The 22,588-nt window shown below is 49.4% G+C and carries 12 protein-coding genes; 10 read left to right on the forward strand and 2 right to left on the reverse strand.

Annotated elements, in window-relative coordinates:
• Positions 1-27: 27 nt before the first annotated feature.
• The 6 genes from QZ323_RS07830 to QZ323_RS07860 all read left to right on the forward strand — a co-directional run bounded on the left by QZ323_RS07830 (position 28) and on the right by QZ323_RS07860 (position 15,569).
• Positions 28-1,671 (forward strand): rhamnogalacturonan acetylesterase, encoded by a 1,644-nt coding sequence (locus QZ323_RS07830; RefSeq protein ID WP_294634047.1) that lies wholly within the window; start codon positions 28-30, stop codon positions 1,669-1,671.
• A 164-nt stretch (positions 1,672-1,835) separates the two neighbouring features.
• A complete protein-coding gene (locus QZ323_RS07835; RefSeq protein WP_294634048.1) occupies positions 1,836-5,186 on the forward strand; it encodes a DUF6250 domain-containing protein in 3,351 nt (1,116 codons plus the stop codon).
• A gap of 92 nt (positions 5,187-5,278) precedes the next feature.
• The gene (locus QZ323_RS14455) at positions 5,279-8,506 is read left to right on the forward strand and encodes a glycosyl hydrolase family 28 protein (RefSeq protein WP_363174850.1); all 3,228 of its coding nucleotides are present in this window, start codon (positions 5,279-5,281) and stop codon (positions 8,504-8,506) included.
• Positions 8,507-8,616: 110 nt separating this feature from the next.
• Complete coding sequence (locus tag QZ323_RS07850) at positions 8,617-10,029, forward strand: glycoside hydrolase family 88 protein (protein WP_294634049.1); 1,413 nt, start codon at positions 8,617-8,619, stop codon at positions 10,027-10,029.
• Between the two features lie 186 nt (positions 10,030-10,215).
• Positions 10,216-10,530 carry an L-rhamnose mutarotase gene (gene rhaM / locus QZ323_RS07855; protein WP_005853508.1) on the forward strand — a complete coding sequence of 105 codons (315 nt, stop codon included), beginning with the start codon at positions 10,216-10,218 and terminating at the stop codon, positions 10,528-10,530.
• A gap of 470 nt (positions 10,531-11,000) precedes the next feature.
• Positions 11,001-15,569 carry a hybrid sensor histidine kinase/response regulator transcription factor gene (locus QZ323_RS07860; protein WP_294634050.1) on the forward strand — a complete coding sequence of 1,523 codons (4,569 nt, stop codon included), beginning with the start codon at positions 11,001-11,003 and terminating at the stop codon, positions 15,567-15,569.
• A 158-nt stretch (positions 15,570-15,727) separates the two neighbouring features.
• Here QZ323_RS07860 and guaA read toward each other — a convergent pair whose 3' ends face one another.
• Both guaA and mscL read right to left on the reverse strand, forming a co-directional pair.
• Positions 15,728-17,281: a glutamine-hydrolyzing GMP synthase gene (gene guaA, locus QZ323_RS07865; protein ID WP_294634051.1), complete on the reverse strand. Its 1,554-nt coding sequence runs from the start codon at positions 17,279-17,281 to the stop codon at positions 15,728-15,730.
• A 302-nt stretch (positions 17,282-17,583) separates the two neighbouring features.
• The gene (gene mscL / locus QZ323_RS07870) at positions 17,584-18,021 is read right to left on the reverse strand and encodes a large-conductance mechanosensitive channel protein MscL (protein WP_294634052.1); all 438 of its coding nucleotides are present in this window, start codon (positions 18,019-18,021) and stop codon (positions 17,584-17,586) included.
• 151 nt (positions 18,022-18,172) lie between these two features.
• Between mscL and gap the strand changes: the two genes are divergently transcribed.
• The 4 genes from gap to QZ323_RS07890 all read left to right on the forward strand — a co-directional run bounded on the left by gap (position 18,173) and on the right by QZ323_RS07890 (position 22,516).
• Positions 18,173-19,183 (forward strand): type I glyceraldehyde-3-phosphate dehydrogenase, encoded by a 1,011-nt coding sequence (gene gap / locus QZ323_RS07875; protein ID WP_294634053.1) that lies wholly within the window; start codon positions 18,173-18,175, stop codon positions 19,181-19,183.
• A 283-nt stretch (positions 19,184-19,466) separates the two neighbouring features.
• On the forward strand, positions 19,467-21,524 hold the full coding sequence (locus tag QZ323_RS07880) for a M3 family metallopeptidase (RefSeq protein WP_294634054.1): 2,058 nt from the start codon (positions 19,467-19,469) through the stop codon (positions 21,522-21,524).
• Positions 21,521-22,042, forward strand: coding sequence for a DUF4847 family protein (locus tag QZ323_RS07885; protein ID WP_294634055.1), 522 nt, complete (start codon positions 21,521-21,523; stop codon positions 22,040-22,042). The genes QZ323_RS07880 and QZ323_RS07885 overlap by 4 nt, the downstream gene beginning before the upstream one ends.
• 12 nt (positions 22,043-22,054) lie before the next feature.
• A complete protein-coding gene (locus QZ323_RS07890) occupies positions 22,055-22,516 on the forward strand; it encodes a dCMP deaminase family protein (RefSeq protein WP_294634056.1) in 462 nt (153 codons plus the stop codon).
• The last annotated feature ends 72 nt before the right edge of the window (positions 22,517-22,588 follow it).

Genomic DNA, 22,588 nt, shown 5'->3' on the forward strand with positions numbered 1-22,588 from the left:
ACGATAAAGAAAAATACTATAAATGTCATGAAAGGAAATAAACTTTGTTTATGCTTTTTGTTAGCTGCCGGAATAGGACTTGACATCTATGCCCAGAATCAGATAGCTAACCCGATGAAAGATGTAAATCAAGTAATAGACAACACACTTGATAGTTTAAATGTGGCGCGTTCTGCCCGCCCCGTCTCAGGTTCAAGCCGTAAAGGCGATAACCCTGTATTGTTTCTCGTTGGAAACTCAACCATGCGTACCGGCACATTAGGCAACGGAAACAACGGTCAATGGGGATGGGGATATTTTGCACACGAATATTTTGATGAAAACAGAATAACGGTAGAGAACCATGCACTGGGAGGCACCAGCAGCCGCACTTTCTATAATCGGCTATGGCCTGATGTGCTGAAAGGCATACGCAAAGGAGACTGGGTTATCATCGAATTGGGACATAACGATAATGGTCCATACGACAGCGGCCGTGCCCGCGCTTCCATCCCCGGTATCGGAAAAGATAGCCTGAATGTGACCATTAAAGAAACAGGCGTCAAAGAAACCGTATATACCTACGGAGAATATATGCGCCGTTTCATCAATGATGTCAAGAAGAAGGGTGCCCACCCGATTTTGATGTCTCTGACCCCTCGTAATGCTTGGGACGATGCGGACAGCACAATCGTAACCCGTGTGAACCAGACATTCGGTTTATGGGCCAAGCAAGTGGCAAAAAAAGCCAGAGTACCCTTCATTGATTTGAATGAGATTTCAGCATGTAAGTTTGAGAAATTCGGCAAAGAGAAAGTAAAATACCTGTTCTATCTGGACCGCATCCACACCAGTGCCTTCGGTGCACGCGTCAATGCCGAATCAGCAGCTGAAGGCATCCGCAACTATAAAGGCTTGGAATTGGCACGCTATCTGAAACCGGTAGAAAAAGATACCGTTACAGGAGCTACCCGCAAGAAAGGTTGTCCGGTATTGTTCACCGTAGGAGACAGTACTGTGAAGAACGAAGACAAGGATGAAAATGGCATGTGGGGATGGGGAAGCGTGATCCATGAACTGTTTGATACAGACAAGATCTCAGTAGAGAACCATGCGAAAGCAGGCCGCAGCGCACGTACTTATTTAGATGAAGGACGTTGGGACAAGATATACAATGCACTTCAACCGGGCGATTTTGTGTTGATCCAGTTCGGACACAATGACGCAGGCGAAATAAACACAGGAAAAGCACGTGCAGAATTGCCTGGCTCGGGAAACGAGAGCAAAGTCTTCAAAATGGAGAAAACCGGTAATTATCAGGTTATCTACTCTTTCGACTGGTATCTACGTAAGTTCATCATGGATGCGAAAGAAAAGGGAGCTATTCCTATCGTCTTGAGTCATACCCCCCGCAATAAGTTTGATGGTGGTCAGATAGAACGCAACACCAATTCTTTTGGCAAATGGACACACGAAGCAGCCAAAGCAACCGGAGCCTATTTTATCGATTTGAATAAAATATCAGGAGACAAACTTCAAGATATAGGCTACAACCAAGGTTTGCGTACGGTAGGAGAATTTTTCAATCGTGACCACACTCACACCTCTCTGAAAGGTGCCCGTATGAATGCTCAAAGTATTGTAGAAGGGCTAAAAGCTACCGACTGTACACTAAAAGACTTCTTGAAATAAGAATAAACACATTTGTTGGCAGAATTAATTCATACCAGTATGAAAGTGCGTTAGCATCAATACACCCAAAAGGATTAATTCCGCCAACAAATTCAAATTATCACAGAAGCTCCAAAAGACACGAAGAAACTATCTTTTCTGTGATAGAACTAAAACAATATGATATGAAAAAACTATTTCTATTCTTGTTCCTGTCAGCTGTCCTTACTTCAAAAGCGCAGGATAATAAAGTTTCCGGTTTGAATGCCCGCCAGTTTAATAAATACTGGAAAGTTGAATCGGAATCTCCCGATTATAAGGTAATATTTCAAGGAGATACAGCCGAAATTGTATCTCCCAAAGGACTGACTCTCTGGAGAAAGGAGAAAATGAGCGGTAAAGTGACTATCGAATATGATGCCTGTGTAGTCAACGAAGGTGAAGGAGACCGTACCAGCGACTTAAACTGTTTCTGGATGGCTTCTGACCCCCAATATCCCGATAACCTATGGAAACGTGAGAAGTGGCGTAGCGGAATATTTCTGAATTGTTATTCCTTGCAACTTTATTATCTGGGATATGGCGGCAATCATAATACGACAACACGCTTCCGCCGTTACGACGGCAATGAGGCAGGTATTACCGACCCTCAAGCCCGCCCCACCATCTTAAGGGAATATACCGATGCCGAGCACCTGTTGAAACCGAACCATTGGTATCACATCAAGATTACAAACGAGAACAATAGGGTTAGTTATTATATAGACGGCGAACGTCTGGTGGACTTCAAGGATGCCGAACCTCTGACAGAAGGATGGTTCGGCTTCCGGACCACCTTGTCGCGTACCCGTATTGCCAATTTTCATTATGAGTGTTCGTCACAGGATATCTCTGCCGTTCCTTTGCAATGGATTGGCGATACTCCCGGACAAGATAAACCTGTAAGTTTTGGCGTACCTTTCAATAAAGGAGAGGTATTTCCCGAAAACCTTTTAGCATTAAAAACGGCTGATAATAAGAATATCCCGATTGATAGTTGGCCACTGGCATACTGGCAAGATGGTTCTGTCAAATGGAGCGGAATAGCAGGTGTGGTTCCTGCCGGTACAGAAAAATTATGGATTGAGAAGACAGGGAAAAAGCAGAAAGCCCAATCTAAAACAATAAAATCGACCGGACAGGCAGCTGTTTCCGTTACAGAAACGCCTCAGAGCATCCGAATAAAAACAGGAACGATTATGGCTTACATCCCACGACAAGGAGAATTTCTAATAGATAGTCTATTATATAAAGGTATAAAAGTCGGCGAGAAAGCCCGCCTGATCTGCAATACCCAAAGTGACCCTATATTAGAAAATACCACGCAGGTTTCTTTTACAAACTATACCAGTGAATTGAAATCCGCTATAGTAGAACGTTCAGGCACAATACGCACTCTTGTAAAACTGGAAGGCGTACACAAGAGTCAAGATGGACGCGAATGGTTACCTTTTATTGTTCGCCTATACTTTTATGACGGCAGTGAACAGATAAAGATGGTACATAGCTTTGTATTCGATGACAACCAAGACAAAGACTTTATCCGCGCTTTAGGTGTCCGTTTCGATGTTCCTATGCGCGAAGCACTCTACAACCGCCATGTCGCCTTCTCGTGTGCCGATGGCGGAGTGTGGAGCGAACCGGTGCAGCCACTGGTAGGACGCCGTATTCTGACATTGGGAGCAGCACAGAAAAAAGAAACATACAAGGAAGCACAGAAAGAAAACCAGAAGAAAGCAACCAATAACGTTCAGGAACCGTCACTGCAACAGCAACAGATGGAAGGCAAGCGTATACCACCTTATGAAGCATTCGACGAGAAAAATCGTTCCTTACTCGACAACTGGGCATCATGGAACAGTTATCGCTTGTCGCAACTCACAGCAGACGCATTTTCTATTCGTAAACGTGCTAATGACAACAATCCTTGGATAGGAACTTTTTCAGGTACACGCAGCAATGGCTATGCCTTTGCCGGTGACATTACGGGCGGATTAGGTATCTGTCTGCATGACTTCTGGCAATCTTATCCTTCTTCCATCGAAATCTCTGAAACCAAAACTCCGACAGCCTCCCTCACCGCTTGGCTCTGGAGTCCCGATGCCGAGCCGATGGACTTAAGACACTACGATAATGTGGCACACGACTTAAATGCCAGCTACGAAGATGTTCAGGAAGGCATGAGTACTCCCTACGGCATTGCCCGTACCACTACGCTGACATTAATCCCACAAGGAGGATACAGCGGAAAAGAAGCATTTGCCGATTGTGCCAAACAGTTCTCCATCCCAGGCATATTAATGCCTACTCCCGATTACCTGCATGCCAAACAAGCTTTTGGTGTATGGAGCCTCCCCGACCGTAGTACTCCATTCCGTACCCGCGTAGAAGACAGGCTGGATGCCTATATTAATTTCTACAACAAAGCTATCGAACAAAACAAATGGTACGGGTTCTGGAACTATGGCGATGTCATGCATGCATACGACCCTATCCGCCACACATGGCGCTATGATATCGGTGGATTTGCTTGGGACAATACAGAATTAGCATCCAATATGTGGCTTTGGTACAACTTTCTCCGTACAGGAGATGCAGATATCTGGCGTATGGCAGAAGCCATGACCCGCCATACGGCCGAGGTAGACGTATACCATATTGGTCCCAATGCCGGTTTGGGTAGCCGTCACAATGTCAGCCACTGGGGATGTGGGGCAAAAGAGGCACGCATCAGCCAAGCTGCCTGGAACCGCTTCTATTACTATCTCACCACCGATGAACGATGTGGTGACCTGATGACCGAAGTAAAAGATGCCGAACAGAAACTATACACCCTCGATCCCATGCGTTTGGCGCAACCTCGAAGTGAATATCCATGCACAGCCCCCGCACGCCTACGTATCGGTCCCGACTGGCTGGCTTATGCAGGCAATTGGATGACCGAGTGGGAACGTACCGGCAACATTGCCTACCGTGATAAAATCATAGCCGGAATGAAAAGCATCGCAGCATTGCCCAACCGCATTTTTACGGGTCCCAAGGCGCTCGGTTTCGATCCGGCTACGGGCATAATAACTTCCGAATGCGACCCTAAGCTGGAAAGCACCAACCACCTGATGACCATTATGGGAGGATTTGAAATCATGAATGAGATGCTCTGCATGATAAACCTGCCCGAATGGAACAGTGCATGGCTGGACCTTGCCGTCCGTTATAAGCAAAAAGCATGGGAAATATCTCATAACCGTTTCCGTATTTCGCGCCTGTTGGGATATGCAGCCTACCACACCCGCAATCCTCAGATAGCAAAAGAGGCTTGGACAGACCTCTTCACCCGGTTGGAGCACACACCTGCCCCACCCTTCGTCATCACGACATTGTTTCCTCCGGTAGTTCCGGCTCCGTTGGATGAATGTAAGAGTATAAGTACCAATGACGCCGCCCTCTGGAGCCTTGATGCCATATACATGCAGGAAGTCATCCCGATGGATGAATAAATTGTACGAAATTCCATGTATATTGTATATTATTCTATGGAGACGCATTAGGTTTTACCCTATTTTTGCAAATGATGAAATAACATAATATCATGAAAATAACTTTTTTGAAAACATTAAAAAGCATTACAAGCATTACAGCCATTACGATTGCCGTTATTGGGCTGTCGGGCGCCATGCCTGCTCCCAAACATAAGACAGTGTATAAGACAGTAACAGTCAGTGCGCCCTTTCCGATGGAACCGATTAAGGAATATGTTTTTCCTGCCCGTGATTTCCCCATCAACAAGTATGGTGCCGTAGCCGACGGGAAGACCAACAATAGCAAGGCCATTGCCCGTGCCATTGCCGCCTGCAACCGTGCCGGTGGCGGACGGGTAGTCATTCCTGCCGGAGAATGGCTTACCGGTCCTATCCACCTCAAAAGCAATGTAAATCTGCATTTATCAGAAAACGCCATACTGCGGTTTACGGATAATCCGCAAGATTATCTACCGGCCGTCATGACTTCATGGGAAGGTATGGAATGTTACAACTATTCTCCGCTGGTCTATGCTTTGGATTGCGAAAACATAGCCATCACCGGAACCGGTACCCTCCAACCCATAATGGACACATGGCGCAAATGGTTCAAACGCCCACAAGCACACATGAATGCGTTGGCCGAGCTATACACGATGGCCTCGACCAACGTCCCTGTTGAAGAAAGGCAGATGGCAAAAGGCGAGAACAACCTACGGCCCCATCTGATACACTTCAACCGATGCAAGAACGTACTGCTGGATCAGTTCAAAATCCGCGAAAGTCCGTTCTGGACCATTCACCTTTACATGTGCGATGGGGGTATCGTACGCAATCTGGATGTGCGTGCCCACGGACATAATAACGATGGCGTAGACTTGGAGATGAGCCGCAATTTCCTGGTAGAGAACTGCAAGTTTGACCAAGGAGACGACGCCGTAGTCATCAAAGCCGGACGCAACCAAGATGCATGGCGTCTGGAAACGCCTTGTGAGAATATCGTCATCCGGAACTGCGACATCATAAAGGGACATACCTTACTGGGCATCGGGAGTGAGATGTCAGGCGGAATCCGCAACGTATACATGCACGACTGTGCCGCCCCCGACTCTGTCTTCCGTCTGTTCTTTGCCAAGACCAACCACCGACGGGGAGGATTCATAGAAAATATCCACATGGAGAACGTTAAGGCGGGGAAAATGCAGCGCATAATGGAAGTGGACACAGACGTGCTGTACCAGTGGAGAAACCAGGTACCGACCTACGAAGAACGAATCACAAAGATCGACGGTCTGTATATGAATAACATCGTTTGCGAACGGACAGAGGCCATTTACGACTTGAAAGGCGATGCCAAACTGCCTACCCAAAACGTATCCATCAAGAACGTACATGTGGGTGAGGTCACGAAATTCATCAAGAACGTGCAGCACACTGAAAATGTGGTGGAAGAGAACGTCACTTACGACCGCTTCCGCAATGCAGCCAATGCCCCGGCTTACGACTACTCCAAGCTGCAAAAAGAGAAACTGGGCAGAGGCGTAGTCGCCATTCGGGAAACTCCCTCTGACGTGGTCGTCTCCTGGCGTTATCTCTCGTCCGATCCGGAGAACACCGCTTTCAACATCTATCGCAACGGAAAGAAGCTCGCAGAAGTGGATGCCCATACCGGCACATTCTACCGCGATACCTATAAAGGCAAAAAAGCCGTAACCTATACCGTGAGACCGATAGTGGACGGAGTGGAGACAGGCAACGTAGAGGGCAGTTACACCTTGCCCGCCCAAGCACCGATAGGCTATATCAATATCCCCTTGGATGTACCGGCAGACGGCACGACTCCCGCAGGACAGAAGTACACCTATACGCCCAATGACGCCTCCATCGGCGACGTGGATGGCGATGGGGAATATGAAATCATCCTGAAGTGGGATCCCTCCAATGCACACGACAATGCCCACGACGGATATACGGGCAACGTATTCTTCGACTGCTACCGCCTGACGGGCGAGAGACTGTGGCGCATAGACATGGGACGGAACGTCCGCGCAGGCGCACACTACACACAGTTCATGGTCTACGACTTCGACGGCGACGGACGTGCCGAGATTGTCATGAAGACTTCCGACGGTACCGTTGACGGACAAGGCAAGGTGATTGGTGACGCCACTGCCGACTACCGCGAGCCTGGCAAGCCGGTGAAGCACCAAGGACGCATCCTGACAGGCAACGAATACCTCACCGTCTTCAACGGGCTTACAGGTGCGGCAATGAGCACCATCAACTACGTCCCCGAGCGTGGCAGACTGGAAGACTGGGGAGACGACCGTGCCAACCGGAGCGACCGTTTCCTGGCGGCAGTGGCTTATCTGGATGGCATCCATCCGAGCGTAGTGATGTGCCGCGGATACTATACCCGCACGGTACTCGCCGCCTTCGACTGGGACGGGAAGGAGCTGAAACAGCGCTGGGTATTCGACAGCAACACTCCCGGCAACAGCACCTATGCCGGACAGGGCAACCATAACCTCCGCGTAGCCGATGTAGACGGAGACGGATGCGACGAAATCATCTACGGCTCCTGCGCTATCGACAACAACGGCAAAGGACTCCACTCCACCCAAATGGGACACGGCGACGCCATACACCTGACCAAGTTCTCCCCCGACATGAAGGGATTCCAGGTATGGGACTGCCACGAGAACAAAAGAGACGGCTCAAGTTTCCGCGATGCAGCCACAGGCGAAGTGCTCTTCCAGGTGAAGAGCCCTACGGACGTGGGACGCTGCATGGCGGCAGACATCGACCCGACCAATCTCGGTGTAGAGATGTGGTCATGGGAATCGAAGGGACTGCGCAACATCAAAGGTGAAGTGATAAACCCTAACATCAAAACCTTCACGGTCAACATGGCTGTATGGTGGGACGGAGACTTGCTGCGCGAGCTGCTGGACAAGAACTTCATATCCAAATATGACTGGCAGACAGGCACGTGCCACAAGCTGACCACCTTCACCGGAGCCGCATCGAACAACGGCACCAAGGCCAATCCCTGCCTGCAAGGCGACCTCATCGGCGACTGGCGCGAGGAGGTACTCCTACGCTCGGAGGACAACCAATCGCTCCGCCTCTATGTATCGCCGATAGCGACCGACTACCGCTTCCACACGTTCCTAGAAGACCCGGTCTACCGCATCAGCATCGCCACGCAGAACGTGGCATACAACCAGCCCACACAGCCCGGATTCTATTTCGGTCCGGACCTGAAGGGGAAATTCAGGGGATATACCTTTAAATGATTCAAGTTTCGCTGGCGAGACTCAAAGTATCCGCTGGCGAGACTCAAACAAAAAGACAATAATCCGGCTGCCGAACAACACATCGGCAGCCCAAAAACATTAAAAAAAATATGAACATCAAAACACTCTGCATCACAGGTGCCCTGCTACTGACGGGCATCAGCGTTTATGCCCAAAAGAAGAAAGAAGTCATAAACGATTCGAACACCCCGTTGCACCTCCTGCAACCCGCCTACAAGGTGCCCTACAAGGCACTCTCTACCGACGAAGTGAAAAAAGACATCGACCGCGTCCTGCACTACCTGGAAAAGAACACCCCCACGCGCGTGGTGAGCGAGAAGACGGGAAAACAGGTCACCGACTACAAGAACATGCCCGACGACGCGCAACTGGAGCGCGGCGCTTTCCGCCTGGCAAGCTATGAGTGGGGCGTCACCTATTCGGCCATGCTGGCGGCTGCCGAGGCCACTGGAGACGCCGCCTACAGGAAGTATGTGACGGACCGTTTCAAATTTCTGGTGGAAGTGGCTCCTTACTTCCGCGAAATGTTCGAGAAGAGCGGCAAGATAGACCCGCAGATGAAACAGATCCTGACCCCGCACGCCCTCGACGATGCCGGAGCAGTCTGCGCCGCCATGATCAAGGCACAGATACAGGACAACTCCCTCAACCTCTACCCCTTGATAGACAACTACCTGGACTTCATCCTGAACAAGGAATACCGTCTTGCCGACGGCACCTTTGCCCGCAAACGCCCTCAGTTCAACACGCTGTGGCTGGACGACATGTTTATGGGGATTCCTCCCGTTGCGTGGTATTCTCAGTTGGCAAAGGAGAACCGGCAGAAGTATCTGGCCGAGGCTATCCGTCAGGTATTCCAGTTTGCAGAGCGGATGTGGGTTCCGGAGAAGAAGCTGTTCCGCCACGGCTGGGTGGAGAGCATGCAGGACCATCCGGCTCTTCACTGGGGACGTGCCAACGGTTGGGCGTTGCTCACCATGACCGAGGTGCTGGACGTCATGCCCGAAAACCATCCCCAGCGTGAGAAACTGATGGGTCTCTACCGCGAACACGTGCGCGGGCTGGCTGCCTGCCAAAGCGGAGAGGGTTTCTGGCACCAGTTGCTCGACCGTAACGATTCTTATCTGGAGACCTCTGCCACCGCCATCTATGTCTATTGCTTGGCTCACGGCATCAACAAGGGTTGGCTGGATGCGCTTGCCTACGGTCCGGTGGCACAGCTGGGCTGGCACGCCGTGTCCACGCAGATCAATGCGGAAGGACAGGTGGAAGGCACTTGCGTGGGTACGGGCATGGCGTTCGACCCGGCATTCTACTACTACCGTCCAATCAACGTGTATGCTGCACACGGGTACGGGCCTGTCATTTGGGCTGGGGCTGAGATGATCAACCTGCTGAACCAGCAGCATCCGAAGATGAACGACAGCGCCATCCAGTACTACTCTACCGAGCAGAAGACTACGGAGCCTATCTTCAGCGTGACGGATTCCGACAATCAATAACTCAAGTTACACCCAAGTTCCGCTTGCGAAGGTTAACCTTCAATATTGAGAAGTTTAACCTTCAATATTGAGAAACTTAGCTTTTAATATTGTGAAGCTTAACCTTTGATATTGCGAAACTTAGCTTTTAATATTGCGAAACTTAGCTTTTAATATTGCGAAACTCAACCTTTAACATAACGTATCATGAAAAGAGAAGCATTTAAGATGTTCCTGAAGCCGGGCTTCGAAAAGGAATACGAAAAAAGACATGCGGCCATCTGGCCCGAACTGAAGAAGATGTTGTCCGACGGCGGAGTCTACGACTACTCCATCTACTGGGACAAAGACACCAACATCCTCTTCGCATGCCAAAAGACGAAAGGCGAAGAGTCGTCACAGGATATGGGCGCCAATCCTATCGTACAGAAATGGTGGGACTATATGGCGGACATCATGGAAGTGAATCCAGACAATTCGCCGGTGACCATACCTCTGCCGGAAGTGTTCCACATGGATTGAGAGGCGGGGATGTTTCCCTCATAACCAGAAGGGAGGGGGTGTGACAGGATTAGTTCCTGCACATCCCCTCCCTGTTTTTTTAGAGGGATACCGCCCCGTCAGCAGTGACGCTCTGAAAGAAAAACGGTGAGGCTCTGAAAAGAGAGCAGTGGCGCTCTGCGAGGAGAGCGGTATCCCCCTTTGAGTCAGCCTCCGCAAGCGTTATCCGAAAGGATTCTCATCCACTTCGCCGTTGTTCTGTTCGGCGGCGATGAAGCGGGCCATTTTAACAATCCGGCCCCGTAACGTCAACCGATGTTAAATGCCGTTTTTTTCGACGCGTTATAGTCGGCAAGGAAAACTATGTGAGTTTCTGAGTTTTCGAGTTCTTGAGTTTCCGAGTTCCTGCGCTGATAAATTATTTGATTATTTGATTTTTTGAATTTCTTGAGTTTTTCCCTATCTTTGCGGAGTTCTATAACCTATGAAAAATGAAAAAACACCTGCTCCTATTATGTCTGTCCCTGTTCCTCCCCCTTTTGGAGGCACTGGCGACCGTTGAGATACGCTCCAGCCACATGACCACCTCCGACGGACTGCCCAACAACTCCGTCTGCTACATATTCCAAGACAGTAAAGGATTCATCTGGTTCGGCACCCTGAACGGACTTAGCCGCTACGACGGCAACTCCTTCGTCACCTTCCAGCCCGAAAACGGACCGGAACACACACGCGTATCACTGGCCAGCAACCACGCACGCGCCATCACCGAAGACCGAAACGGATTCCTATGGATAGAAACCTCCGGAGAATACTTCAACTGCTACGACCCAAGGCAAGAACGCTTCGTCGACTTCACCGGATGCAACGCACACCGCCAGCACTACGACCGAAAACTCGAAACCGCCGACGGCGACATCTGGCTCTGGAACAACCACAACGGATGCCGACACATCCGCTACGCAAACGGCAAATTCACCTCCGTAGCCTACAAGAAAGATCTCGGAAACCTCCCCTCAAACCACGTCTCCTACGTCTACCAAGACCAACAGGGAAACATCTGGATCGGAACCAACCAAGGCGTAGCCCAAATCAACACCCGACAAAGCACCGCCGCCACCCCAACCATCACAGTCGACCCCAACGACGCCTTCGCCGCCCAATCCTTCGGACAAGCCACCTTCTTCCTCTCCCGCCGAGGACTCATCTCGAAGAAAGAACCCGCCGCCCCCACCGCCACCCCCATCACCCGACTCCCCGACAACGCCACCCCCACCACCGTCTACGGCACCCTCCGCCTCGACGACGACTGGGTCATATTCACCTCCGCCGGCGGATTCATCTTCAACATGAACACCCACCGCACAACCCGGCAACCCCAACTCGACATCCCCAACGGAAACGTCATCACCGACAACCTCGGCAACTACTGGGTATACAACCACACAGGCAACGTCCGATACATCAACGCCCGCACACGCGCCGTCAAAACCTTCCGCCTCAGCCCCCCCGACAAGCTGAACTACGTCGACATGGAACGCTACCACGTCGTACACGACTCCAGAGGCATCATCTGGATATCCACCTACGGCAACGGACTCTTCGCCTACGACACCCTCACCCAAGAACTCCAGCACTTCGAATTCCAGATAGACAGCTTCAGCCACATCAGCTCCAACTACCTCCAATACATCATCGAAGACAGCTCCGGAACCATCTGGACCAGCTCCGAATACGCCGGAGTCACCCGACTCACCATCCTCAACCAAGGCATACAGCGCATCTACCCCGAAGCCAGCTCACTATCCGACCGCTCAAACACCGTCAGGATGCTCACCCGCCTGACGAACAACGACATCTGCATCGGCACCCGAGGAGGAGGACTCTACACCTACGACCCCCAAGTAAGCACCCAGAAAAACAAACGCCAACTCAGCACCAACATCTACGCCATAGCCGAAGATCACGACGGAACCCTCTGGATGGGAAGCCGGGGCAACGGACTCTCCATAGGCGGACAACGGTACGTCAGAGAAAACACAAACCCCGCCTCCATCGCCAACAACAACATCTTCACCCTGCTCTGCGACCGCAAAGGACGAATGTGGGTAGGAACCTTCGGCGGCGGACTCGACCTCGCCCGCAAAGAAGAACACGGATACACCTTCCGACACTTCTTCGACAAAGGATTCGGACAACAACGCACACGCACCCTGCTCGAAGACCGAAACGGATGGATATGGGTAGGAAACAACGACGGAGTATACCTATTCCAGCCCGACTCCCTCATCGCCGACTCCACCAACTACCTGATATACAACTACAACAACCGCAAACTGCGCAGCAACGAAATCAAAAGCATCTACCAAGACACCCAAGGACGCATCTGGATCGGCACCTCCGGAGGAGGCCTGAGCATGTGCAACCCCGAAGGAGACTACAACCAACTCAGCTTCAAGCACTACAACACCAACAACGGACTGGTGAACAACATGGTACAAGCCATCATCGAAGACGATCAACACCGCCTCTGGATCTCCACCGAATACGGCATCTCCCGCTTCGATCCCGAACGGCAGACCTTCGACAACTTCTTCTTCTCGCCCTACACCCTGGGCGACGTCTACAGCGACAACAGCGCCTGCATCAGCCAAGACGGACGGCTGCTGTTCGGCACCAACTACGGCCTACTCGTCATCAACCCCCAACAGATCAGGAAACACAACGCCGCCCCTCCCGTCGTCACCTTCACCAACCTCCAGGTGAACGGCACCTCCATGCGCCCGCGAGACACAGACTCCCCGCTGAAGAACGCCATGATGTACACCAACGAAATCCGGCTGAAGTATTTCCAAAACTCCTTCACCATCGATTTCACCACCTTCGACTACTCCGAAAGCAACAGCTACACCTATACCTACCGCCTCGAAAACTACGACAAAGAGTGGAGCAAACCCTCCCCCCTCAGCTTCGCCTCCTACAAGAACCTGCCACCGGGCACCTACAGCCTGCACGTCAAAGTATGCAACGCCACAGGCGTCTCAGCCGACCGGGAAGCCGTACTGAAAATCATCGTGACCCCACCCTTCTGGAAGACGACATGGGCATTCCTCATCTATGCGGTACTCCTCATCGCCATCCTGTACATCGCCTACCGACTGGTGCTCAACTTCCACTTCCTGCGCAATAAAGTAGAGATGGAAAAACAACTGACCGAATACAAACTGGTCTTCTTCACCAACATCTCACACGAGTTCCGCACCCCCCTGACCCTGATTCAAGGTGCATTCGAAAAGATACAGAGCATAGAGAAAATACCCCAAGAGATGGAAAACTCACTGAAGGTGATGAACAAAAGTACCCAGCGCATGCTGCGTCTGATCAACCAGCTGCTGGAATTCCGCAAGATGCAGAACAACAAACTGGCACTCTCGCTCGAAGAGACCGACGTCATGGGTTTCCTGCACGAGATATTCCTCAGCTTCCAAGACACGGCAGCATCCAAGAACATGGACTTCCGGTTCCAGCCCTCAGCGGCCTTCCATAAGATGTTCATCGACAAAGGCAACCTGGACAAAGTAGTCTACAACCTACTGTCCAACGCCTTCAAATACACCCCAAGCAACGGGAAAGTCACCCTCTCCGCCATCGTAGACAAAGAGAAGAAGAGCCTGGTCATCTCCGTGTCAGACACCGGCATCGGCATAGCCCAAGAGAAACGGGGCGAACTGTTCAAGCGCTTCATGCAAAGCAACTTCTCCAGCAACAGCACCGGAATAGGCCTCCACCTCACCCGCGAACTGGTCAACGTGCACAAAGGCACCATCACCTACGATGAAAATCCGGGCGGAGGCTCCGTCTTCACCGTCTCCCTCCCCACCACCACAGACGCGTACGAAGAGAAAGACTTCCTCATCCCTCACAATGCTTTCCCGAAAGAAAAACCCTACGAGCATGAGCATGAAGAAGAGCATGAACATGAATATGAGTATGCAGAAGAGCATAAGCATAAGTATGAGTATGCAGAAGAACATGAGCATAAACATGAACATGGGCATGAACATGAATATGAAGAAAAGCATGAGCATGATAAAGAGCATAAGGAAAAGCATGAGGTAGATTATAAGGTAGAATATGAGCATGAGGAAAAGCATGAGGAAGAGCATAAAGAAGAGACCGCCCTTCTGGAAATCAGCCAAACAGAAGCAAAGGCGACAACATCCAATCCTTATAAACTGCTCATCATAGAGGATGACAACGATGTGCGCGAGTTCCTGAAAGAAGAGTTCAAACCCTACTTCGACGTGGAGACCGAGGCCGACGGCCTTTCAGGTCTGGAGCGCGCACGTACGTACGATGCCGACCTCATCATCTGCGACGTACTGATGCCGGGTCTGACGGGCTTCGAGGTGACCCGCAAACTGAAGAATGACTTCGACACCAGCCACATCCCCATCATCCTGCTGACTGCCATGAGCTCGGCAGAAAATCACCTGAAAGGCGTGGAAAGCGGTGCGGATGCGTACATAACCAAACCATTCAACCCCAAGCTGCTGCTGGCAAGAGCATTCCAGCTGATCAACCAACGGGAGAAACTGCGGAAGAAATTCTCGGACGACCCCAACATGGTAGCGCCTACCATCTGCACGTCGGAGAAAGACAAGCAATTTGCCGCCAAGTTGCAAGAGATACTGGAGCAGCAGATCGGCAACAGCCAGTTTGCCGTAGACGATCTGGCTGCCATAATGGGCCTCGGACGCTCTACGTTCTACCGCAAGGTGCGTGGGGTGACGGGGTATTCGCCCAACGAATATATGCGCATCATCCGAATGAAGAAAGCGGCGGAGCTGTTACTCGAAAACCGTTATACGGTGGCGGAAGTATCCTATAAGGTGGGTATCGAAGACCCGTTCTACTTCAGCAAGTGCTTCAAGAAGCAGTTCGGACATTCACCTTCCGTCTATCTGCGGGGGAAAAATGACGCAGGAGAGAAAGAAGGGGATAAAGAAAGTGGGAAAGAAAAAAGTGGTAATAAAAAAGGTAATAAAGAAGAGGCATAAAAAGAGGAAAGAAAGCGTAAAACAAAAAGAAGGCATTTAACGAAAAGAAGCATTTAACGAAAAGAAAGCGAAAAGAAAGCATTTAACGAAAGAAGGCACTGCGTGAAGTCGTTCACACAGTGCCTTTCTTTCTATAATCTCTCTATCTTTCTACCGTATTATTCCCACTCTATTGTTGCGGGCGGTTTTGACGAAATATCGTACGTCACGCGGTTCACACCTTTCACCTTATTAATAATATCGTTGGATACTTTTCCCAAGAATTCGTATGGCAAGTGTGCCCAGTCTGCCGTCATGGCATCTGTAGAAGTCACCGCACGGAGGGCAACGGCACGTTCGTATGTGCGCTCATCGCCCATCACACCTACCGACTGCACCGGAAGCAGAATGACTCCCGCCTGCCATACCTGATGATAGAGCGAAGTTTCATTGCCGTCTGCATCCTTCACCTTCCAGTCGCGCAGACCCTGTATGAAGATATCATCCGCATTCTGCAGGATAGCCACCTTTTCGGGAGTAATGTCACCCAGGATGCGCACTGCCAATCCCGGTCCCGGGAAAGGATGACGGGTAATCAGGTGTTCGGGCATGCCCAGCTCACGGCCCACGCGGCGGACTTCATCCTTAAACAGCAAACGCAACGGCTCGCAAAGCTTCAGATTCATCTTCTCTGGCAGACCGCCCACATTGTGATGGCTCTTGATGACCGTCCCGGTGATGGAAAGCGACTCTATGCAATCGGGGTAGATAGTGCCCTGCGCCAACCATTTCACATCCTCAATCTTATGAGCTTCGGCATCAAACACATCGATAAAGCCCTTGCCTATGATCTTACGTTTCTTCTCCGGCTCTACCACACCGGCCAGTTCTGCAAAGAACTTGGCGCTGGCATCGACGCCAATCACATTCAGTCCCAGACATTCATAGTCGTGCAGCACATTCTTGAACTCGTTCTTGCGAAGCATGCCGTGGTCTACGAAGATACAAGTCAGATTCTTACCAATAGCCCGGTTCAACAGGACAGCGGCAACCGATGAATCCACACCACCGCTCAGACCAAGCACAACTTTGTCATTGCCCAACTGTTCCTTCAACTCGGCAACCGTGATCTCAATGAACGAAGCCGCGCTCCAGTCCTGCTTGCAACCGCAAACGTCTACCACGAAATTCCGCAGCATCTGTGTGCCATCTTCCGAATGGAACACTTCCGGATGGAACTGTACGCCCCAAACCTGCTCATTCTCTATCTGATAGGCAGCAATCTCCACCTTATCCGTAGAAGCAATTTTCTTGAAACCGGAAGGAATGGCGGTGATGGTGTCACCGTGGCTCATCCACACCTGTGTGCCTTCTTTCACACCTTTAAACAGCACGTTCTCCTTGTCAAAGGAACTCAAATGTGCGCGTCCGTACTCGCGGCTTCCGGCAGGTTCCACTCTGCCGCCGTTCGTATACGAAATGAACTGTGCACCGTAGCAAATGCCCAAAATAGGATACTTGCCGCGGATCTCATTCAAATCAACCTTGAATGCACTTTCATCATATACGGAAAACGGACTGCCCGAGAGAATAACTCCCTTCACGCTTTCATCCCCTTTCGGAAATTTATTATAAGGAACAATTTCACAATAGGTATTCAGTTCACGGACACGACGGCCAATGAGCTGCGTAGTCTGCGAACCGAAGTCAAGAATGATAATCTTTTCCTGCATATAATTCGATATGAATTTAGTTTAAAATAGTCCGCAAAAATAGAAAAAACTGGAGAATTATCAGGAATTACAAGGCAAAAATCTACATTTGCAAATAAATTAATCACTTGATACACCGGAAAACATGACAGAAACCAGCCCCCCTGTGCCAATTTGTTCCATTTCCCTGTTTACCGACCTTTTTTTCATGTCAAAGCCGTGTTTTCTCCATACTATACACTTGGAACAGATTTGGAGTCGACACGGCCTTGACATAAAACTAACACGGAGCAGGCATAGCGGGATACCTGAATTCGTTCTTTTTATCGTTTTTCTTTCAGCAAATCCCTGATCTCCGTCAGCAGCACTTCTTCCTTCGACGGTGCAGGAGGTGCGGGAGGTGCCGCAGACGCTTCTTCTTTCTTCTTATTCGTCAATTTCGTCAGCAGTTTGATGAACAAGAATATAGAGAAGGCAATGATGAGAAAATCAAAGGTCACTTGCAGAAAATTACCATAATTCAGCGTGACAGCTGCAATCTCTTTGCCATTCACCACCATAGCGGGCTTCATCACCCATTTCAAATCCGTAAAATTGACGCCACCCACCAGCAAACCGAGAGGCGGCATAATGATGTCCGCCACCACAGAAGATACAATTTTACCAAATGCGCCGCCGATAATCACACCGACAGCCATGTCTACCACATTGCCCTTCATGGCAAATGATTTAAAATCCTGCAAAAATGAACTTTTTCCCATCTTTTCTATTATTTAATTATAAAATTAAGCGCGAATATAAAAACATTTTCTTACTTTTGCACCGCATTTCGAAAATAAATGCACTCGTAAATGCACTCGAAATGAGAGATATTTGAACAAATATTATAAAACCCTTAAAAGTTTAAACAAAATGATTAAAGTAGGTATTAATGGATTCGGACGTATTGGACGTTTCGTATTCCGCGCTGCTCAGACAAGAAACGATATTCAAATCGTTGGTATCAATGACCTTTGCCCGGTTGACTACTTGGCTTACATGTTGAAATATGACACAATGCACGGTCAATTCGCAGGCACTATCGAAGCTGACGTAGAAAACAGCAAGTTGATTGTTAACGGTAATGAAATCCGCGTAACTGCCGAAAGAAATCCTGCTGACTTGAAATGGGATGCCGTAGGTGCTGAATATGTAGTAGAATCAACTGGCTTGTTCCTGACTAAAGAAAAAGCTCAGGCTCACCTCGAAGCTGGTGCAAAATACGTTGTAATGTCTGCTCCTTCTAAGGACGACACTCCGATGTTCGTATGTGGTGTTAACGAAAAGACTTACGTTAAGGGTACTCAATTTGTATCTAACGCTTCTTGTACGACTAACTGTTTGGCTCCTATCGCCAAAGTTTTGAACGACAAGTTCGGTATCACTGACGGTTTGATGACTACTGTTCACTCTACAACTGCTACTCAGAAGACAGTTGACGGTCCTTCTTTGAAAGACTGGAGAGGTGGTCGTGCTGCTTCTGGCAACATCATTCCTTCTTCTACTGGTGCTGCTAAGGCTGTAGGTAAAGTTATCCCTGCACTGAACGGTAAACTGACTGGTATGTCAATGCGTGTTCCGACTTTGGACGTTTCTGTAGTTGACTTGACTGTAAACTTGGCTAAGCCTGCTACTTACGCAGAAATCTGTGCTGCCATGAAGGAAGCTTCTGAAGGCGAATTGAAGGGTATCTTGGGTTACACTGAAGATGCAGTTGTTTCTTCTGACTTCTTGGGTGACACTCGCACTTCTATCTTCGATGCTAAAGCTGGTATCGCTTTGACTGACACATTCGTTAAGGTTGTATCTTGGTACGACAACGAAATCGGTTACTCTAACAAGGTTCTTGACTTGATCGCTCACATGGCATCTGTTAACTGCTAATCAGAAGAGTATCTGAACAACCATACAAACAGGCAATCTCCGCAGAGATTGCCTGTTTTTTTATAATCGCCTTAAAAGTCTGTTTAAATTTTCTTCAAAAAGAGTTCTCAAAAGAAGACTGAACAGAATTTAAACAGGCTCTCAATTGAATAATATACTTTGTTAAAATATAGCGGGTTCTTCACTGAATCAGCTATTTTTTTTGCATTTTTGCGGTTAGATTATTTTTATGATTATTTATCAGATGATAAAATTAGAACTAACTATAATATTGCTGTGTCTTATGAACATAATACAGGCTCAAAATCCTTTTTTCGAGAAATATTCAACCCCACACGGAACTATTCCGTTTGATAAAATAAAAAACGAACATTACGAACCCGCCATCCGCGAAGGGATCAACCGTCACGATGCAGAAATTGAAGCGATTATCAACAATCCTGCCGCCCCGACCTTCGCCAATACCATAGCAGCCTACGAGAAATCAGGCCGGTTGCTGAATCATGTCAGTACCGTATTCGGCAACTTGCTCAGTGCTGAAACAAACGACGACATGCAGGAACTGGCAAAAACGATCATGCCATTACTGAGCGAGCACAGCAACAACGTCACCCTGAACGAAAAGTTGTTTGCCAGAATCAAGACAGTCTACCAGCAGAAAGAACAGTTGAACCTGACCGGTGAACAGACAAAGCTGCTGGAGGACATCTACAACAGTTTTATCCGTAGCGGAGCGAACCTTGAGGGAGAAGACAAGGAGAAATACCGTGCCTTGACCACAGAACTCAGCCTTCTGACCCTCCAATTCGGAGAAAACAACCTGAAAGAGACCAATGACTATAAACTGGTTCTAACAGACAAGGCGCAACTCGCCGGTCTGCCCCAAAGCATCATCGACGCAGCCGCCGAAACTGCCCAGGAAAAAGGCGTGGAAGGTTGGGTGTTCACCTTGCAGGCTCCCAGCTACGGCCCGTTCATGATGTATGCCGACAACCGCGACTTACGTCGCCAACTTTACATGGCATACAACACAAAATGTAGCCACAACGACGCAACCGACAATCTGGAAATCGTGAAGAAGTTGGCCAACACCCGCCTGAGCCTTGCGCAATTGATGGGCTACAGCAACTTTGCCGAGTATAACCTGAAAGAACGTATGGCCGAAAACAGCGACGCAGTATACAAACTGCTGAACCAACTGCTGGATGCCTATACCCCGACTGCCAAACAGGAGTATGCCGAAGTGGAAGCACTGGCACGCCGAATGCAGGACAATGATTTCACGGTCATGCCGTGGGACTGGTCGTACTACTCCCATAAACTGAAAGACCAGAAATTCCAGATAGATGACGAAATGCTCCGCCCCTACCTCGAACTGAGTCGGGTGAAAGAGGGAGTTTTCGGACTGGCTACCCGCCTCTATGGCATCACCTTCAAAGAGAACACGGACATTCCCGTCTATCACAAGGATGTCAACGCATACGACGTGTTCGACAAAGACGGCAAATTCCTTGCTGTGCTCTACACTGATTTCCATCCCAGAGAAGGAAAACGCTCAGGAGCATGGATGACTTCGTACAAAGACCAATGGATAGACGAGGCGACCGGTGAAAACAGCCGCCCGCACGTATCCATCGTCATGAACTTCACCAAGCCGACCAAAGAGAAGCCCGCCCTACTGACCTTCAGTGAACTGGAGACTTTCCTGCACGAATTCGGCCACAGCCTGCACGGCATGTTTGCCAACTCAACCTACGAAAGCCTGAGCGGCACCAACGTATATTGGGATTTCGTCGAACTGCCTTCCCAGTTCATGGAGAACTTTGCTACTGAGAAGGAATTTCTGCATACCTTCGCCAGACATTATCAGACAGGCGAACTGATACCGGATGAATTGGTGCAACGCATCATAGACTCTTCAAACTTCAATGTAGCCTACGCCTGCCTGCGCCAACTCAGTTTCGGACTGCTGGACATGGCTTGGTACACCCGTACCACCCCGTTCGACGGCGATGTGAAAGAGTTTGAGAAGAAAGCATGGGCGAAGGCACAGATTCTGCCGACAGTAGAAGAGGCTTGCATGAGCACCCAGTTCTCACACATCTTTGCCGGCGGGTATTCAGCCGGATATTACAGCTACAAATGGGCGGAAGTCCTGGATGCCGATGCCTTCTCTCTGTTCAAACAGAAAGGGATATTCAACTCTGAAGTGGCTGCCTCATTCCGCGAAAACATTCTCTCCAAAGGAGGTACGGAACACCCGATGGTGCTCTACAAACGTTTCCGGGGACAAGAACCGACTATCGATGCATTATTAATCAGAAATGGAATAAGAAAATGAGAAGAATAAAGATATATGTCCACTTACTTATAGTGACTTTACTCACCCCCGTATGGAGCGCATGCGACCAGTCGGACGACGTGATCAACATCTTCACCGGAGAGACGTGGTATATGACCTATATTGCAGTAGAAGGACAGAATAAAATGTACGACTTCTGGCAAGGAGATCAGAATGCACGGATCAAGAGTTTCGAGACCATCAGAGGAGAGAATTATACATTAAATTTTGACGGCGCCTCTTTAGGCGGATCCAACGCCGGAGGCACATTCACCGGACGGGCAACCTCCGCCAAGATCAGTGGTGGATGGAATGCCAACGGAGAGAATCGCAAACTGACATTAGAGATAAAAAACGCCGGAAACGACAACGACAAATATTTAGGCAAGGCATTCGTCGAAGGGCTTAAGAAAGCCCACAGATATGGCGGAGACAACAAGAACCTATATATTTATTATAAGGAAGGAGCAAACACCATGTTCATCTCTTTTGCTCCACAACGCAATTCCGGTAACTAAGAATACAGCATCATGGAAAGTTCTAATAAAGAAAAACAAGAGGCGCTGGACAAACGTTATATACGCATGGCAAGCATTTGGGCGGAAAATTCCTATTGCAAACGCCGCCAAGTGGGCGCCCTCATCGTCAAGGACAAGATGATCATTTCCGACGGGTACAACGGTACGCCCGCCGGTTTTGAGAATATATGCGAGGATGACAACAACGTCACCAAACCATACGTGTTGCATGCCGAAGCCAATGCCATCACCAAGATAGCCCGTTCCAACAACAGTAGCGACGGTGCCACCATGTATGTCACGGCTTCACCCTGCATAGAATGTGCCAAGCTGATTATCCAGGCAGGCATCAAGCGGGTGGTATACTCCGAAAAATACCGCTTGGAAGACGGTATCGAACTGTTGACGCGCGCAGGCGTCGAAGTCGTGTACATAGCAGCGTCAAACGGTCAGCCAGCAGCAGACAATCAGTAAAGCCCTGTGCCGACAGACAAAGAAGAAAAGAAAGAAAGAAACAAACAAACAAACAATAAACAAAAACGCAGG

The organism is uncultured Bacteroides sp., assembly GCF_910585845.1.
Taxonomy (GTDB): Bacteria; Bacteroidota; Bacteroidia; order Bacteroidales; family Bacteroidaceae; genus Bacteroides.

What these genes read in the sequence shown, in the direction of transcription:
- mscL (WP_294634052.1), bottom strand. Translation starts at nt 18,021, where the DNA reads ATGGGAAAAAGTTCATTTTTGCAGGATTTTAAATCATTTGCCATGAAG.
- rhaM (WP_005853508.1), top strand. Translation starts at nt 10,216, where the DNA reads ATGAAAAGAGAAGCATTTAAGATGTTCCTGAAGCCGGGCTTCGAAAAG.
- QZ323_RS07835 (WP_294634048.1), top strand. Translation starts at nt 1,836, where the DNA reads ATGAAAAAACTATTTCTATTCTTGTTCCTGTCAGCTGTCCTTACTTCA.
- QZ323_RS07850 (WP_294634049.1), top strand. Translation starts at nt 8,617, where the DNA reads ATGAACATCAAAACACTCTGCATCACAGGTGCCCTGCTACTGACGGGC.
- gap (WP_294634053.1), top strand. Translation starts at nt 18,173, where the DNA reads ATGATTAAAGTAGGTATTAATGGATTCGGACGTATTGGACGTTTCGTA.
- QZ323_RS07860 (WP_294634050.1), top strand. Translation starts at nt 11,001, where the DNA reads ATGAAAAAACACCTGCTCCTATTATGTCTGTCCCTGTTCCTCCCCCTT.
- QZ323_RS07830 (WP_294634047.1), top strand. Translation starts at nt 28, where the DNA reads ATGAAAGGAAATAAACTTTGTTTATGCTTTTTGTTAGCTGCCGGAATA.
- QZ323_RS07880 (WP_294634054.1), top strand. Translation starts at nt 19,467, where the DNA reads ATGAACATAATACAGGCTCAAAATCCTTTTTTCGAGAAATATTCAACC.
- QZ323_RS07885 (WP_294634055.1), top strand. Translation starts at nt 21,521, where the DNA reads ATGAGAAGAATAAAGATATATGTCCACTTACTTATAGTGACTTTACTC.
- QZ323_RS07890 (WP_294634056.1), top strand. Translation starts at nt 22,055, where the DNA reads ATGGAAAGTTCTAATAAAGAAAAACAAGAGGCGCTGGACAAACGTTAT.
- guaA (WP_294634051.1), bottom strand. Translation starts at nt 17,281, where the DNA reads ATGCAGGAAAAGATTATCATTCTTGACTTCGGTTCGCAGACTACGCAG.
- QZ323_RS14455 (WP_363174850.1), top strand. Translation starts at nt 5,279, where the DNA reads ATGAAAATAACTTTTTTGAAAACATTAAAAAGCATTACAAGCATTACA.